Below are 16,332 nucleotides of genomic sequence, written 5' to 3'. Positions count from 1 at the left end.
AATAGAATATTCAGAATAAACGGAGGGGATAGTTGTGAAAAACAGTAAAGTGTTTACTTCATTTTCGGAAGCGGTTTCAGATATTCAGGATGGTGCAACTCTAATCGTCGGCGGCTTTGGTTTATCCGGCATTCCAGAGCATGCGATTCAAGCGTTAAAGGAACAAGGTACGAAAAATTTAACGGTCGTCAGTAACAACTGTGGCGTTGATGACTGGGGTTTAGGGCTGCTCCTAGCAAACAGGCAAATTAAAAAAATGGTGTCATCGTATGTAGGAGAAAACAAAATTTTTGAAAAGCAATTTTTAAGTGGTGAACTAGAAGTGGAATTGACTCCACAAGGCACCTTAGCTGAGCGTATACGAGCTGGCGGTGCAGGTATCCCAGGATTTTATACAGCAACAGGTATTGGAACCCCGATTGCTGAAGGGAAAGAAGTGAAAGAGTTTGATGGAAGAACGTATCTGCTTGAACGCGGAATTGTTGGGGACTTCGCTCTTGTGAAAGCGTGGAAAGCCGATACGCTAGGAAACCTCGTTTACCGTAAGACATCACGCAATTTCAATCCACTCGCAGCGATGGCGGGCAAAATTACGATTGCAGAAGTGGAAGAAATCGTTGAGGCAGGAGAGCTCGATCCAGATGAAATTCACACACCAGGAATATACGTGCAGCGTATTTTAGTCGGCACCAACTATCAAAAACGCATTGAGCGCCGGACTGTTGTTCAGGCATAATACCATAAAAAGGAGCGGATGAAAATGAGTGACACTCGTTTAACGATTGTAAAAAGAGCGGTTGAGGAAATTAAGGATGGAATGAATGTTAACCTTGGAATCGGAATGCCGACACTTGTAGCAAATGAGATTCCTCAGGATTTCAACGTATTATTACAGTCGGAAAACGGACTGCTTGGTATTGGCCCTTACCCGATAGATGGTCAGGAAGATCCTGATTTGATTAATGCTGGAAAAGAAACGATTACAACCGTTCCGGGATCTTCCTTTTTTGACAGCGCTGAATCCTTTGCGATGATTCGCGGCGGCCATATTGATCTTGCCATCCTTGGCGGCATGGAAGTGTCCGAAAATGGTGATCTTGCGAACTGGATGATTCCAGGAAAGATGGTCAAAGGAATGGGCGGGGCGATGGACCTTGTGAATGGAGCTAAACGGGTTGTCGTTATTATGGAGCACGTCAACAAGCACGGAGAATCTAAAATTAAGAGAGAATGTACTCTTCCACTTACAGGTAAACAGGTTGTACATCGTCTCATTACCGATCTCGCTGTCTTTGATTTTACACCAAATGGCATGGTCCTGATTGAAACAGCTAGCGGAGTCACGGTTGAAGAAGTGAAACAAAAAACAGAAGCCACATTCACAGTGTCAGAACTACTTACTGAAGTACGATAGATTAAAAAAGACGATTCGAGGGGACCGAATCGTCTTTTTACTGCCTGCATTTATGCTGTTACTTTTGCTTTGTTTTTTCTAACTGTTTTGTTGATGAATGGTGCTACCCAATAGTCTAAACCATATTTACCAGCGTTGTAACCTGCTGTTAAGATGATGAAGCCTAAGAAAATGTCTGTTGGGTTATGAGATACAGTTCCTGCTAAGAAAAAGCTGAAGTTCATCACTAGACCAAAAACAATAGCTGCTGTTGTTAAACATCCTAGTAAAAGTCCTAAGCCGATCAATGTTTCACCCCAAGGAACGATGGTGTTGAAGACATCAATATTTGGCAGGGCAAAGTGCTTTAAGAAATCTACATACCAAGCATATACCATGGTGCCATCTGGGCCCTTAACGGGATTTGCTGTTGCACCTTTTAAGAAGCCTGAAGCGTCAAAGCCGCCTGTTAATTTATGAAAACCTGCTGTGAGCCAAGAGTAGCCAAGGTATAAACGAATAATAGTTAAAATAGCTGCTGAAATTTTATTTTCTCTTAAAAAGTTGTTAAACATAAGTCATTCCGCCTTTCAATATTTGGTTGTTCTTTATACTTACACTATATTGGATTTCAATAGTTAATAACATGGGTATAGTGTTAAGTTCACAGTTTGTTTGAAAAGATATGACGGAACGTTGAACTGCTCTTATCGTTGCCACATAAAAAAGGAAAGGTTTCCCCTTCCTTTTTTTATGAAAATCCTGCGACTGTAAATAGAATTGCCAAGCCAACGATTAGAATTAGAGCTAAATAGCCTATAATACTAAGAATGGTAACGATCCAGCCGATTAACTTTCTATCTGTTCTAATCAAATAGATTCCTAAAGCAATGGCACCAAAAACGAAACCTAGAATTCCCCATAGAATAGGATTTTTACCATGCTTTTTAGAATCAATTACTAAATAAATAGTGAGAATAATATTTAATGCTAGACCAAAGAAACCTTCCAAAACTCCCTCTCCCTGCTATGTTCAAAAGTTTATTCTTAAAATAAAATTATACCAGAAAAGCCCTATTAAAGCCCAAAATTTTCAAAAAGGTTATCAGAGTCAAAAAAATTAATAAAAAAAGCGTAAATGGACCTTACGTCCACGTACGCTCTAAATTTTATGGTGACAGGCACCACTTATAATTTAAACTCGTTTTTAAACTCTGTAAAATCGATCTCAAGTGCCTGGCAACAATCCTGCACTTTTGAAAAGAAGTTTTCGTTTCCTTTACTAGGAATGTCACGGTATTCATAATAATATTGGACTAACTCAAATAACTCGGATAGTTTTTTAACCTTTTCTACTTTATCCAACGTATTCACCCCTTTCACAATAATATTATATCGGCTTAATCATCTGGCCAATAGGCTCTGAAACAATTTGTCCCTCTTCCATCACGGTAACTCCTCTGACGATGGTTGCTGCAGGAACACCCTTTACTGGGAACTGGTCAAATGCGGTAACCTTGCTTTTACTATGCAGGTTCTCTCTTTTAATAATCATTTCTGCATTCATATCAACAATTGTGATATCTGCATCGGTCCCAACAGAAAGTGAACCCTTATTTGGATAAATTCCATATTGCTTAGCTGGATTTTCCGATAATACATCACATACTTGTTTCAGTGTAATTTTGCCTTCACTTACGGCGTTTAATAGAAGCGGTGCAAGGGTTTCCACTCCGCACATGCCAGCAGGAATCGACCAGAGATCTCCATCCTTTTCTTCCTCAGTATGGGGAGCATGATCAGAACACACGATGCTGACAGTTCCATCTTGAATTCCACGCCATAATTCATCCTGATCCTTCTTGTACTTAACAGGTGGGTACACCTTCATTTGCGGTCCAACTTTTTCATAATCCTCATTACTTAAAAAGAGAAAATGCGGGCAAGTTTCCGATGTAATCGGGTAGCCTTCAGCCTGTGCCTGGCGGACTAATTTCACTCCTTCACCCGTGCTAACATGAAGAATATGCAAACGTGTCCCAAGTTTTTTAGCCATCGCAATCCCTGATTGAATCGTCATTTCTTCTGCAAGGTTTGGTCTGCCTTCAAGCAATGCTTCATAATCTCTTCTGCCTGAATCCTCAACCTGCTTTGTCAGTCTCTGGATAATCTCATTATTTTCTGCATGTATCGCTAGGATTTGGCCCGTTTTTTCAACTTCCTTGAAAATGTCATATACTTCGCCATCTGGAAGCGGCGGGATAACACCTTCATCGCCTTCTTTATAATTATAAGCCAACTGGAAGGTTTCGCTGTTGATTGCATACCCCCAGAAAAATTTAAACCCGATTACCCCCGCTTCATGAAGAGGCAAGATTTCAGTTCGGTTTAAATCACCAAGGCAGATTCCCCAAATACCAAAGTCTACATGAGCCTTTGGAGTAAGATTGTCTTTCTGCTTATATAGGTTCTCTACATTATTGATTGGTGGATTTGTATTTGGCATTTCAAACACGGTAGTAACCCCACCCGCAGCTGCTGCTTGGGTACTATAATAAAAATCCTCTTTATAGGTAGCTCCAGGGTCCCTTGAATGAACATGAGTATCAATAAAACCAGGTAGGACATACTTTTCGTTCGCATCTGTCGTTTTCTTGGCCTCACCTTCCAACTCATTCTCAGAGATGGCTGAAATTTTTCCATCATTAATATATAGGTTACCTTTTATAAAATCAGTTCCATTATAAATATATCCATTTTTAATTACATGATCCCATATCATTTTTATGATTCGCTCCTTCAGGTAAAATTACTTGCCCAATTAAATCTGTAATATTTTCAATTTTGTACTGCCTCATATAATTCTCAATTTCTTCTATTATTGTAACCATAGCAGTTGGATTAACAAAATTAGCCGTCCCAACTTGAACTGCTGTTGCTCCAGCAAGGATCATTTCGATGGCATCCTCGCCACACATTACACCCCCGCAGCCAATAATTGGTAGAGATGAAACTTGATATACCTGATGAATCAGCCTGACCACAAGCGGTTTAATTGCCGGACCTGATATCCCGCCGATAACATTGGCGATTTTCGGCTTTCTTGTGTGAACATCAATCGACATCGCAATAAAGGTATTTGCTACTGTTAGGGCGTCTGCGCCACCATCTTCAGCTGCCAAAGCAATAACTCCTATATTCGTTACATTCGGAGATAACTTTGCGATAATCGGTTTATCGGTTACTTGCCGAACACTTTTCACTAGCTTCCGTGTGGCTTCCTCATCCATTCCAAATGCTAGCCCGTTATTTTTTAAATTTGGACAAGAGATATTCAGTTCCAATGCTGCCACTTCCTTCATGGCAGCAATTTTCTCACTGACTTCCGCAAATTCCTCTATACTGTCTGCTGAAATACTTGAAATCAGTGGGCTGGAAAATTGCGAATAAAAGGGTACCGTCACATTCTGGTAATAATCAATCCCTTTGCTTTGAATCCCGATGGAATTGATCATCCCTCCCACTGTTTCACAAATCCGTGGTGTTGCATTCCCTTTTCGAACACTTTTTGTAAAACTTTTTGGAAGGAGGGCACCCAGCTGATTAAAATCAATCACCTTCATCATTTCTTCGCCAAATGTCCCAGAGGCAGGCATAATCGGATTTTTCAATTTTAGACTTCCAATAGAAACCTCTAAATGACTCATGACAGCACCACCTTTTTCAATGGAAGCACGGGACCATCCTGGCAAATACGTATCGTCTGAATTTCATTACCTTCCTTGATATCACAAACACATGCATAACATGCGCCCATCGCACAACCCATATTTTCCTCGAGGGCAATTTCAGCAAAAAGTTGATGTTTTTCTGCCATATCCTTCATCAGAATCGATAACCTTTTCGAACCACATGTATAGATGGAATCAACTTGCTTGCTGTTAATGAGTTCTTCTGCCATCACCTTTACGTTTGCCAGGTCACTTGTACCATCTAGATCGTTGACGAGAAACGTCTTAATACCTGCTTCATTCAGTTCTTTTTCAACCAAAATATCTTCCTTTGTTCGTGCACTTAATATCGCAAAACACGGAACTCCCTTTTTTCCAGCCGCAAAGGCAAGGGCCGATAAAGTTGCAATACCAACTCCTCTAGCCACTAAAATAAGACCTCTGGACATCTCCGGAATGGTAAAAGTATTTCCCAAAGGACCAAAAATATCTAGAAGCTCGTTTGGCTTCCTTTCGGCTAGTCTCTTTGTACCAGCTCCTTTTACTAGATATAGAAATTCCAACGTATTATCTAATTCATTTATGCGATAAATGCTGAACGGACGTCTTAACAATGGTGAAAAATCATCGGTAGTTCGAATATGAAAAAACTGCCCTGCTTGGACCTCTGATACACTCCAATCAGGAATGGCAATCTTCATATGACAATATCGAAGACTGATTTGTTCATTCGAGATAATTTTTGCCTTTGTTAAATTCATCTAATCACCTACTTGTAACATGATGGATAAGCATTGGAATATTGCAGGACTGTTGCTTCCAACAAATCAATTCCTGCTAAAATATCAGTTATTTCGGTATGTTCGTTTGGATGATGGCTAATTCCATCTACTGACGGAATAAAAATCAGACCGACTGGTCCAAATCCTGTCATATTCATCGCATCATGTCCTGCGCCACTTTGCATGATTTTATAAGGCAAATTTTTATCCTCACAAAGGTTTTTAAGTAAATCAATGATCTCTTGGGAGAGCAATACCGGATTCTCCATACTAATCTCGATGCTTTCAATTTCCAGTTCACGTCGTTGTTTAACGGCAGAAATCGATTTTTGCAAATGCTCTAACACCCGCTGTCTTGATTGTGTTGAAGAGGAACGAATGTCAATTTTCATCTCTACTTCCCCTGGTACAACATTCATGGCTCCAGGCATAACATCTAGTACACCGACAGTAGCAACTGTGCCATGGTTTTGTTCTAGATTTGCAGCCTTTTCAAGCTCCAATGCAATCTCTGCTGCACCAAGAAAGGCATCATTTCTCATTGACATTGGAGTAGTTCCCGAGTGGGACGCTTTTCCAATGATTTTAACGATATATCTCGCCGGTGCCGCAATACCTGTCACAATACCAATTTTTTTTTGTTCTTTTTCAAGCACGGGTCCTTGTTCAATATGAAGTTCGAAAAAGGCCTTAAAGACCTCTCCATCCCTGTTTGCTTCATCAATACTATTAAAATCTAAGGCACAAAGTGAAAATGCCTTTTCCATCGATATTCCATCACGGTCTTTTAAATGCCGGTATCTTTCCTTATTAATTCTTCCTGCCATTGCCTTACTGCCAATCGTCGAAACACCAAAGCGGGAGGACTCTTCACAGGCAAAAGAAATAATTTCAATTGGGTGTTCGGTTTCAATTCCCTTTTCATTCAGACGGTTGATAATTTCAAGGGCCGCGGTCACTCCAACCACCCCATCATATTTGCCTCCCTGATAAACGGAATCAATATGGGAGCCCATCACCACAGGCGGCAGGTCATTATTCCTTCCATCTCTTCTTGCAATCAGGTTTCCAGCGTTATCTAGTCTAACTTTCATTTTTGCATCCTTACACATGCGTATCAACGCATGCAGGCACGCTTGTTCTACACTTGTATAAGCAATTCTCGTAATTCCTTTTTCACCAGATGTATACTGATTGATCTTATTAAGTAAATTTTGGTATCTTTCGAATTCATTCATTCGAGTGTCCCCCATCATTCATCATTATCCAAGTAAAAACTACAAGGTAATATACCCTTTTCCATTCTTTATCGTTACAGTGGTTCCATACTCTGAAGACAAATTATTCAGGTCCTGGAGGATTCTCTCACTATGGTCACTTTCGGCAAACTTAGGCTTTCCTTTTCCAGCCCGGTTCTTTTCAAACCCTAAAGAAATAGGTGTCAGCTCAATTTCTCTAATCAAACCATTTTCAATTGCAAATGAAGCAATGACTGATTCAAATACCTTTGGGTTGGCTGCCAGCCCTCTTGTACCCTTTTGACTTCGGGCATCCATGCCGTCTGCAGTTGTATTCTGATGATCAAGTTGGTATAGATTATAAAATTCTGTCGGTTGTTTCTCAACCGTATCATTTTGAAAAATAAAATCTCCCAAACTATAAAAGATTGGTCTGTTTTTATAGATTTCAATTCCTCTTAAAATATGGGGTCCATGCCCGATAATAGCGTTAGCACCCTCATCAATACAAAACTGGCTAAATTCTCTTAAAAAATCAGCTGGTTTATCTTTATGCTCCCCCTTCATTTCATGAGCATGAAGGCTGACAAATACAATATCCGCCTGGCGGGATGCCTCATGTATCGCCTTTGCAATCCGCTTTGCATCTACCTGATCCATATAGGAGGTTGTTCCTTGCGCACCTTCTTCAAAATAAAGGCCGCCAAACATATAACCATCTGTATCCTTCCAGAAACCTTCTTTTACATTTAGGTTCCTTGTCGAATTCACTTCGGTAGTGGCGTCAATTTGTTTAAGTATTTCCATGGTATCCCGGCTTACCCTGTGAACCTTTTTATGTCCCAATGGATTTACTCCAGGTCTTCCTGGAACATCAGGTCTTTGCTCCCCTGCTCTATGCCATTGATCAAAAGAAGAGGTAACCGAAATAAGTGCGACTCTACCGTTTTTTGTTTCAAGATATTTAGGTTGGTTGGCTTCTGCCAAGCTTTTGCCAATACCAGCATAAACCCAGTCCTGTTTTTCAAGATAATTTAAGGTGGATAGTAATCCCCCATGCAGCCAGTCAAGGCTGTGGTTATTGGCACATGCCAACATATTGAATCCCAGCCAATCTAAATCTTTTAACACGCGTGGTCGGGCTGCTGCCCATGTTCCTCCGCTTGTAGCTGATGGTGATTGTTCAAAATTATGTACAATAACTTCGAAGTTCGTAAATCTTACATCATGGTCAGAAAAAAAATCGCGGAGAGCCAATAAAGTACTTTCATTTCTCGGCAATCTTTGTGTAATAAATGAATCTCCGGTCAAGGCAACTTTTATTGGTTCGCTCATTATCTATACCCTTTCTATAGTTTGATAGAAGTCAGCAAATGCATCGACTTTAAATGTTCACTCGCTTTTTCAGAAACAATTTTTAATTGGTCAATAATGAATTCTTTATTAGATTCGATGACTGAACTTTCTCCAACAACGCTCAGGCTCATGGATGTCTTTCGCTCTTCATGAAAAATAGGAACTGAAATAGCTGATACCCCGATTTCTAGTTCTTGAAGGCAATAGGCAATGTCTTCTTTTAATACCGTTTTCAGTTCCAATTCAACATCTTCTCGATTTGATAGAGTAAATGGAGTAATCGGTAAGAGCGTCTCGTTTGCTAGTAACGTACGGATACGCTCTGCACCTTGATAGGCTAAAATAGCTTTAGATGCAGCACAACAATAGAATGGCAGCCGTTGCCCGACATGAACAAAGAATTTGTTCCGTAAATCAGAAGGCTGATGAGTATGGGTGCAATAGACTTGGTCTCCTTGAAACCTGCTTAAATAGGAATATAGACCTGTTTTTGTTGAAATCTCTTCACAATACCGTCCCATTAACCCGATTGGGTCTTGCGATCTTAAATATTGACTGCCCCAAAACATTGCCTTTGGACCAAGCATATACTGTTTCGTTTGCAAATTTTGCGTGACCAGCTGATGTAACATCATGCTGCTTAACATACGGTGAACCGTACTTTTACTAAGATTGGTTTCTCTTGCCAGATCGCTAATACCTATCCCTTCGGTGGGATGACCACTAATACAATCCATAACCTCCGTAAACCGATCTAACCATTCCATCTTCCTGTTCTTCCCTTCCTGTTCATAGTTCTGTTCCGCGGGACATCGTTCCACTCTTAAAGAAAATAATCTTCCCTGCTCCGTCTGTTAAGGCAGGGAAGACATAGTTTAAAAATTAAGTCAAATCTTTACCTTTTGTTTCAGGAATTAAAAAGATGAAAGCAAGAGCTGATAAAATATAAATTCCAGAAATAAGACTTAGGGCATAGCTTAATGAATGTTCCAGAGAAAGATATCCAATGATTACTGGTGCAAAACCGGCCACGGCTCTACCGATGTTGAAAATGATATTCTCTGCTGAAGACCTTGCCTCAGTTGGGTAATGTTCAGCAAGAAGTGCACCATAGCCGCCCATCATCCCGTTTACAAAGAAACCAAGCAATCCACCTAAAATTAATAACATAGACATTGAACTTTGTTGGAAATAAATCCAGACAATGATCGCTGCTGCGAAGAGGAAAATTAAGTAAGAAGGACGACGGCCAATTTTATCAGCCAAGTATCCAAACACGATAATCCCGATCACCATTCCAACAATCGTGACAACTGTCCACAAAGTAGTTTTATTAAAGCTAACACCTAACTCAGTGGCAAGCATCGTTGGCATCCAAGTCATAATTCCATAGAAACCGAAGTTTTGAACACTAGTAGCAATGATTAAGCCGATCGTTATTTTTGTTGTTTTTGATGAATTAAATAATTGTCCTACAGCAATTTTGTTTTTATTTTCATTCTTTAATTTCTGCCATATTTCTGGCTCTTTTAAGTTCTTACGGGACCAGAAAGCTAATATTGCGGGCAGCACCCCTGCTATGAAAACACCTTGCCATCCAAACTTTGGAGAGATAAATAATACGGCCAATGTAGCTAGTACAATTCCGAACTGAAAACCAGTGGCAACAACGGCTGTTGCACGTGAACGGTATTTTTTTGGCCAGGCTTCACTTACTAATGTCATACCTATCCCAAACTCTCCACCGAGTCCGAGTCCTGCAAGAAAACGGAATAAAGATAATGTTTCAAGATTTGGCGAGATCGCACATAATCCTGTAAATACAGAAAAGATTAATATTGTCCAAGTAAACACCCTTACGCGTCCATATTTGTCTGCAAGAATTCCAAAGAGAATTCCCCCAATTACAGAACCCAATAAGGTAATGGTTGATATACTTCCTGCCTGTGCAGCATTGATTCCAAAGTATGCAATAATAAGGGGCATTGTGAAAGCAAGAATCATCATGTCCAAGCCATCCATTGCATATCCTACTGTTGATGCCCAAAGTGTTTTCCAATGATAACCTGTTATTTTTTCATTTCCTGATTCCACTTCTGCTGTGTTCTTTCGAATATTTGTCTCCATATTTGCCTCCCCTATATATAAAGTAGCTCCCAATTAATATGATTCCCAAACAAAATAAAGCTAGCATTTCTAACAATTTTCCGATGTTTAATTCATTAAGATAAATCCTCGTTCCGCTGAGGGGAAAAGCATTCCAACAAATGGCGATAAAGAAAGTATGAATGATTACTCTAAACAAACGCGCTCTTCATTTTTAATTGGTTTAATTCAATAATCGTTCCGTTGAAGGGAACGACATTCCAGTTTATAGCAATAAAAAATGGATTCTTTGGCAATTTCACCCCCAAATTCAAATAATCTTCTCTATGAAGCTTATAAAGTATGCTCATAATGTTAGAATTATTATAAATTTTCAGAATTATATTTGTAAACATTTTTTTAAAATTTTTTTACCTTTTGCTCTTTATTCGAAATTAAATCCTTGTTTTTTTATAAAATCCTTTAAATGGACACGTCTTGGATTACTTAAATATTGGGCCATTTGCTTTGTCCAACCTTCTTGACGTGCTCCGTTTGTTCTTCGCTTGTAATAGTCTGAAGAAATTTCCTCATACCGTTCTAATCCTTCGATGATTTTCTCCTTTGGGAGATATTGATTATAATGAACAACTACTTCTTTTGGGGTTCTTGGTTTTTGCCAAGGTTCCTGATTTGGATATCCTAAACACATTCCCATAATCGGAATCGTATAGTTGGGTAATCCTAATAATTCCTTTACTCTTTCGGGATTATTACGGATCCCGCCAATCATTACCCCACCAAGACCGTATGACCGGGCGGCTATCAACGCATTTTCTGCAGCAAGTGCAGTATCAACCCCTGCAACTAAGAGATTTTCAACTTCATCCACCTCAAACTTGCTATCCCACATTTCACTCGTTAAGCTTAGTCGATAAAAATCAGCACAAAATACTAAAAAAACCTGACATTCTGCTACATATCTTTGTGAACCAGCAACTTCAGAAAGGACCTTCTTTTTCTCATGGTCATCGACAACAATAATGCTATAAGCTTGCACATGATGTGAGGATGGAGCCCACTGTGCGGATGTTAGAATTTCTTCAAGTATTTCTTTTGGAATAGGTTTGTCTGTGTATCTTCTGATTGATCGATGGCTTTGTAGTAAATCTACTGTATTATTTCGCATAAAGAAAATACTCCTTCATTTTTTTTCTTTGGCAATATCAATCTAGTGTTTTTATTCCCTCCTTAAAATTAGAATTTTAAAAATATTTTAATCTATTATTAACATATTTTAAAAGTAAAATAAAACAAAAAATATTTTTTTCGTTTGTGAGAATTCAAAAGTAAAGAAGACGACTCAAATCGAATCGTCTTCTCCTTCTTATTATCCAACTTTCTGAGAACTATCTTGTTCTTGTTTTTCACGTTTATGATAACCCTTCCCATAATAGAAGGCTGTTAGGATCCCAAGCCAAAGCGGTCCAACGATTAAAGCGATTCTTGTATCTGGGAAGAACGCCATTAACCCTACTACTAGCAGTAAGAATGCTAATGAAAAATACGATGTGAATGGGAATAACGGCATCTTATATTTTAGACCTCTCAATTGAGTTGGCGTTAAACTCTTACGATACTTGATTTGTGATAATAAAATCATCGACCACGTCCAAATTGCACCAAACGTTGAAATCGCTGTTACCCAAGTAAATACTTTTGCTGGTACTAAATAGTTAAGAACAACACCTACTAATAAGGCAGCCGCTGTTACTAAGACGGCAGCACTCGGAACACCATTCTTGTTTAATTTACCAAGACCCTTTGGTGCCTCATCATTTTCAGCTAGGTTGAATAACATACGTGCTGTACTGAAAATACCACCGTTACACGAAGATAACGCAGCCGTTAAGACAACAAAGTTAATGATTCCAGCTGCAGCAGGAATTCCAAGCTTATCAAAGGTTAGAACGAACGGACTGCCTTGCGCACCGATTTCGGTCCATGGGTAAATTGACATAATGACAAACAAGGCACCCACATAGAAAATAAGAATTCGCCAGAAAACAGTATCAATCGCTTTAGATAATGTTTTTTCCGGATTCTTTACTTCTCCAGCAGTAATTCCAATCATCTCTATACCTAAGAAAGCAAACATAACCATTTGTAAAGACATTAATACTCCAGTGATTCCATTTGGAAGGATTCCTCCATTCTCCCAAAGATTGCTAATACCAGTAGCAATACCGCCATTACCAATCCCAAAAACAATCATCCCAAGACCACTTACAATCATGAATATGATCGTCACAATCTTAATTAGCGCAAACCAAAATTCAAGTTCACCATAGGCTTTTACATTTAGGAAATTGACTGAGGCCATGATGACTAGTGCACCAAGTGCCCAAATCCATCGAGGTACTTCTGGGAACCAATACTCCATGTAGATTCCTGCTGCTGTAATCTCTGCCATACAAGTAACAACCCATAAGAACCAATAATTCCATCCTGTTAGGAAACCAGGCAGCGCACCTAAATAGTCACGAGCATATTGACTAAAAGATCCTGCCACTGGTTTTTGAATCGCCATCTCACCAAGTGCCCTCATAATAAAGAACATAATCATTCCGGCAAATGCATAACCGAGAATAATCCCAGGACCCGCAAGCTTAATCGCTGTCGCTGATCCTAAAAACAAACCTACCCCAATCGCAGCTCCTAAAGACATTAGCGTAATATGTCTTTCTTCTAAACCTCTTTGTAATTGATTTGGATTTTTTTGCATAGTCTACCCCCTATTTAGTTTAAATCTCCTATTTCCCTTTTACTCTAAAAAAGTTACAATATTATTCGAAATAAAACCTACTGTTTATATTTAAATAATATCCTCCTATTCTTTTTACGAATGATAGCGTTTACAATGTCTTTTAAAGTAATAAAAATTAAAACTTTGTGAAATTAATATAACATATCTGTGAACATTTTATATTGTAGAATAAATACAAATCTATTAAAAAAATATTGTTTTAAATAACAAATACGTTACATTGTGCACAATCTCATTGATAAAGGTGGTAATTTATGAAAAATGATCCGTTTCGCGCCAGTTTTGATAGTCTAGAAGAATTTGCAGATATGGTAAGTGAGGTTTTACATTGTCCGATAACCATAGAAGATGCGAACCATCGTCTTCTTGCCTACAGTACCCATGATGATCGAACCGACCCAGCACGGATTGCCACAATCATCGGCCGCCGTGTTCCGGAAAAAGTCATTAATTCCTTATGGAAGGAAGGGGTCATTCCTTCCTTATTAAGCAGTCGTGATCCTATACGAGTTAAGACTGTAGATGAGATCGGGCTGGGAAATAGAGTCGCCGTATCCATTTGGAAAAATGATGAAGTGCTCGGTTTCATTTGGGCGTTAGAGATTGAAAAAACTCTAGGCGATGAAGAAATGGACTGTTTAAAGCGGGCAGCAGACGCAACCAAAAACAAGCTAATTCAACTTCAAAACCGTAAAAATAAAAAAGAAGAGCAATATCAAGAGTTTTTCTGGCAGCTGTTAACGAGTCATCTTTCTTCCACTGAAGAAATTACGAATAAATTTCATGCGCTGCAAATTTCGCCTCCCACACAATTTGCGGTTGCCGTTTTTCAATTTTCAAAGGAATTGGGAAGGGATGATGAAAAGCATATAGCCTATCTTCTAAAAACCATACAACTGCCAAAGATATTGCTGCACACTATTGATCATCAACAATTAATCTTGTTTATTTCACTTGATTGCATCGGACAGCCAGTAAATAAATTAAACGCATTTTGTGATCTGTTTGTTGCTAAAATGAAGGAACGATTCGGAATTGAATCGGTGGTTCAGGGCTACAGCAGCGTCTATAGTGATTTAGGAAAAGTGGAAAAATCATACAAAGAAGCTCGAACAGTATTATCAATAAAAAGAAAATTCCCTGATGAAGCAAAAGACATCCATGGCTACCAAAGCTTAGGAATCTATAAGTATATTGATGTTTTGATAGAAAAAGCGGGTACAGACCAAAATGAAAACTATTCGCTAAAAAAGCTTCAAGAATATGATAAAAAAAATAACACCGATCTCGTCGAAACATTAGAAGTGTTCTTAAACAAAGACAGCAATGTCCACGAAGCCGCGTGTTTACTAAATGTTCACACCAACACGCTAAACTACCGGCTGAAACGAATAGCAGAAATTGGCGAAATTAACTTGAGAGATCCAAACCAAAAAATAACCCTCTACCTAGACCTTAAACTTGAAAAGTTCAAGTAATAGTGGTGCCTGTCACCTTGGTGACAGGCACCGTCTGTTTGAAAATTTAAACAAAACAAAATTTGATTTTTTTGATTTGAAAGCCCTGTCATTTTTCCTTTTATATCAAGGAATTTGTGAACGTTTTGTGTAAATCTACAAATTGAGTTCTTTTATTTCTGCTATCTAAACAAAGAAAAATTCTTGCGAAGGGATTATTCTAAAGTCAGAAAAAATCACTAAGGACTTCTAAGGGGGATAACGATAATGATTATTGGCGTAGTGAAGGAAATCAAAAACAATGAAAACCGTGTGGCATTAACTCCAGCAGGGGTGGTTTCATTTGTACAGGCCGGACATAAAGTATTAGTTGAAAAAGGGGCTGGAATTGGAAGCGGTTTCGTAGATGTGGATTACGCTCAAGCAGGTGCTGAATTGATTGAGTTAGCAGCTGATGTTTGGAATCAGTCTGAAATGATCATGAAGGTGAAAGAACCGCTTGCAAGTGAATACAAATATTTCCGTGCAGGTTTAGTATTATTTACGTATCTGCATTTAGCTGCAGAGCCTGCTTTAGCTCATGCACTTAAAGACAGCGGTGTAATTGCCATTGCTTACGAAACAGTATCCGTTAACCGTACGCTTCCGCTTCTTACACCAATGAGTGAAGTAGCTGGCCGTATGTCTGCACAAATTGGGGCACAATTTTTACAAAAGTTTAATGGTGGTAAAGGTATACTTCTCGCAGGTGTTCCAGGGGTTAGCCGTGGTAAGGTGACCATCATTGGCGGCGGTATTGTCGGAACAAACGCAGCAAAAATGGCAATTGGTTTAGGCGCAGATGTAACGATTATTGACCTAAGCGCAGACCGTCTTCGTTACTTGGATGACGTTTTTGGAAACCAAATTAAAACATTAATCTCAAATCCTTTTAATATTGCTGAAGCAGTGAAGGAAGCAGACTTAGTGATAGGTGCGGTATTAATTCCAGGTGCAAAAGCGCCTAAACTAGTTACTGAAGAAATGGTTAAAACGATGAAGCCTGGTTCTGTTATCGTTGACGTTGCAATCGACCAAGGCGGAAGCGTTGAAACGATTGACCATGTAACCACTCACGACAACCCAACTTTTGAAAAACATGGTGTGGTTCACTATTCCGTTGCCAACATGCCTGGAGCGGTTCCAAGAACATCTACAATGGCGCTTACAAACGCGACTGTTCCTTATGCGTTACAAATTGCGAACAAAGGTGTTGTGAAGGCCATTTCTGAAAATCCAGCATTAAAGCTTGGAGTAAATGTTGCAAACGGTGAAGTTACGTATGAGGCGGTAGCAAAAGATCTTAACTATGTATATGTACCAGTGGAAATAGCATTAGAAAAAGAAATTGTATTGAACTAACCATCTTGGTACCCTCAAGTTTATCTTGAGGGTTTTTTCATAGGGGAATTCAGGAGGGAAAT

The 16,332-nt window shown here is 39.1% G+C and carries 16 protein-coding genes; 4 read left to right on the top strand and 12 right to left on the bottom strand.

Going from position 1 to position 16,332, the window contains the following annotated elements:
- Positions 1 to 34 precede the first annotated feature (34 nt).
- Together ABC255_RS04015 and ABC255_RS04010 are read left to right on the top strand one after the other, a co-directional pair.
- Positions 35 to 736: a CoA transferase subunit A gene (locus ABC255_RS04015; protein WP_412991492.1), complete on the top strand. Its 702-nt coding sequence runs from the start codon at positions 35 to 37 to the stop codon at positions 734 to 736.
- Positions 737 to 760: 24 nt separating this feature from the next.
- Entirely contained in the window at positions 761 to 1,414 is a 654-nt protein-coding gene (locus ABC255_RS04010; protein WP_412991490.1) for a CoA transferase subunit B, read from the top strand.
- A 50-nt stretch (positions 1,415 to 1,464) separates the two neighbouring features.
- Here ABC255_RS04010 and ABC255_RS04005 read toward each other — a convergent pair whose 3' ends face one another.
- From ABC255_RS04005 to ABC255_RS03950, 12 genes are all read right to left on the bottom strand, one after another.
- On the bottom strand, positions 1,465 to 1,968 hold the full coding sequence (locus ABC255_RS04005; protein ID WP_412991488.1) for a DoxX family membrane protein: 504 nt from the start codon (positions 1,966 to 1,968) through the stop codon (positions 1,465 to 1,467).
- A gap of 176 nt (positions 1,969 to 2,144) precedes the next feature.
- On the bottom strand, positions 2,145 to 2,405 hold the full coding sequence (locus ABC255_RS04000; protein WP_412991487.1) for a hypothetical protein: 261 nt from the start codon (positions 2,403 to 2,405) through the stop codon (positions 2,145 to 2,147).
- Between the two features lie 176 nt (positions 2,406 to 2,581).
- Entirely contained in the window at positions 2,582 to 2,758 is a 177-nt protein-coding gene (locus ABC255_RS03995) for a hypothetical protein (protein ID WP_412991485.1), read from the bottom strand.
- A 25-nt stretch (positions 2,759 to 2,783) separates the two neighbouring features.
- The gene (locus tag ABC255_RS03990; RefSeq protein WP_412991483.1) at positions 2,784 to 4,175 is read right to left on the bottom strand and encodes a dihydroorotase; all 1,392 of its coding nucleotides are present in this window, start codon (positions 4,173 to 4,175) and stop codon (positions 2,784 to 2,786) included.
- The gene (locus tag ABC255_RS03985; protein ID WP_412991482.1) at positions 4,153 to 5,100 is read right to left on the bottom strand and encodes a dihydroorotate dehydrogenase; all 948 of its coding nucleotides are present in this window, start codon (positions 5,098 to 5,100) and stop codon (positions 4,153 to 4,155) included. Before ABC255_RS03985 ends, ABC255_RS03990 begins: the two co-directional genes overlap by 23 nt.
- Positions 5,097 to 5,885 (bottom strand): dihydroorotate dehydrogenase electron transfer subunit, encoded by a 789-nt coding sequence (locus ABC255_RS03980; RefSeq protein WP_412991480.1) that lies wholly within the window; start codon positions 5,883 to 5,885, stop codon positions 5,097 to 5,099. Before ABC255_RS03980 ends, ABC255_RS03985 begins: the two co-directional genes overlap by 4 nt.
- Before the next feature lie 8 nt (positions 5,886 to 5,893).
- Entirely contained in the window at positions 5,894 to 7,144 is a 1,251-nt protein-coding gene (locus tag ABC255_RS03975; protein ID WP_412991478.1) for a M20 family metallo-hydrolase, read from the bottom strand.
- 39 nt (positions 7,145 to 7,183) lie between these two features.
- Positions 7,184 to 8,479, bottom strand: coding sequence for a CapA family protein (locus ABC255_RS03970; RefSeq protein WP_412991476.1), 1,296 nt, complete (start codon positions 8,477 to 8,479; stop codon positions 7,184 to 7,186).
- Between the two features lie 14 nt (positions 8,480 to 8,493).
- The gene (locus ABC255_RS03965) at positions 8,494 to 9,321 is read right to left on the bottom strand and encodes an IclR family transcriptional regulator (RefSeq protein WP_412991474.1); all 828 of its coding nucleotides are present in this window, start codon (positions 9,319 to 9,321) and stop codon (positions 8,494 to 8,496) included.
- A gap of 61 nt (positions 9,322 to 9,382) precedes the next feature.
- A complete protein-coding gene (locus ABC255_RS03960) occupies positions 9,383 to 10,627 on the bottom strand; it encodes an MFS transporter (protein WP_412991472.1) in 1,245 nt (414 codons plus the stop codon).
- 403 nt (positions 10,628 to 11,030) lie between these two features.
- Positions 11,031 to 11,774, bottom strand: coding sequence for an oxygen-insensitive NADPH nitroreductase (gene nfsA, locus ABC255_RS03955; protein ID WP_412991470.1), 744 nt, complete (start codon positions 11,772 to 11,774; stop codon positions 11,031 to 11,033).
- Between the two features lie 201 nt (positions 11,775 to 11,975).
- Complete coding sequence (locus ABC255_RS03950; protein ID WP_412991468.1) at positions 11,976 to 13,370, bottom strand: amino acid permease; 1,395 nt, start codon at positions 13,368 to 13,370, stop codon at positions 11,976 to 11,978.
- Between the two features lie 296 nt (positions 13,371 to 13,666).
- On the opposite strand from ABC255_RS03950, the gene ABC255_RS03945 reads away from it, so the two are divergent.
- Complete coding sequence (locus ABC255_RS03945; RefSeq protein ID WP_335537157.1) at positions 13,667 to 14,890, top strand: PucR family transcriptional regulator; 1,224 nt, start codon at positions 13,667 to 13,669, stop codon at positions 14,888 to 14,890.
- A gap of 246 nt (positions 14,891 to 15,136) precedes the next feature.
- The gene (ald, locus tag ABC255_RS03940; protein WP_412991465.1) at positions 15,137 to 16,270 is read left to right on the top strand and encodes an alanine dehydrogenase; all 1,134 of its coding nucleotides are present in this window, start codon (positions 15,137 to 15,139) and stop codon (positions 16,268 to 16,270) included.
- Positions 16,271 to 16,332: the final 62 nt, after the last annotated feature.

Origin of the sequence: Neobacillus canaveralius (assembly GCF_047237705.1) — a bacterium.
In the GTDB taxonomy this organism is placed as follows: Bacteria; Bacillota; Bacilli; order Bacillales; family Cytobacillaceae; genus Neobacillus; species Neobacillus niacini_K.
The sequence above is the reverse complement of the archived record's forward strand: the minus strand, read 5'-3'. Positions and strand labels throughout refer to the sequence as shown.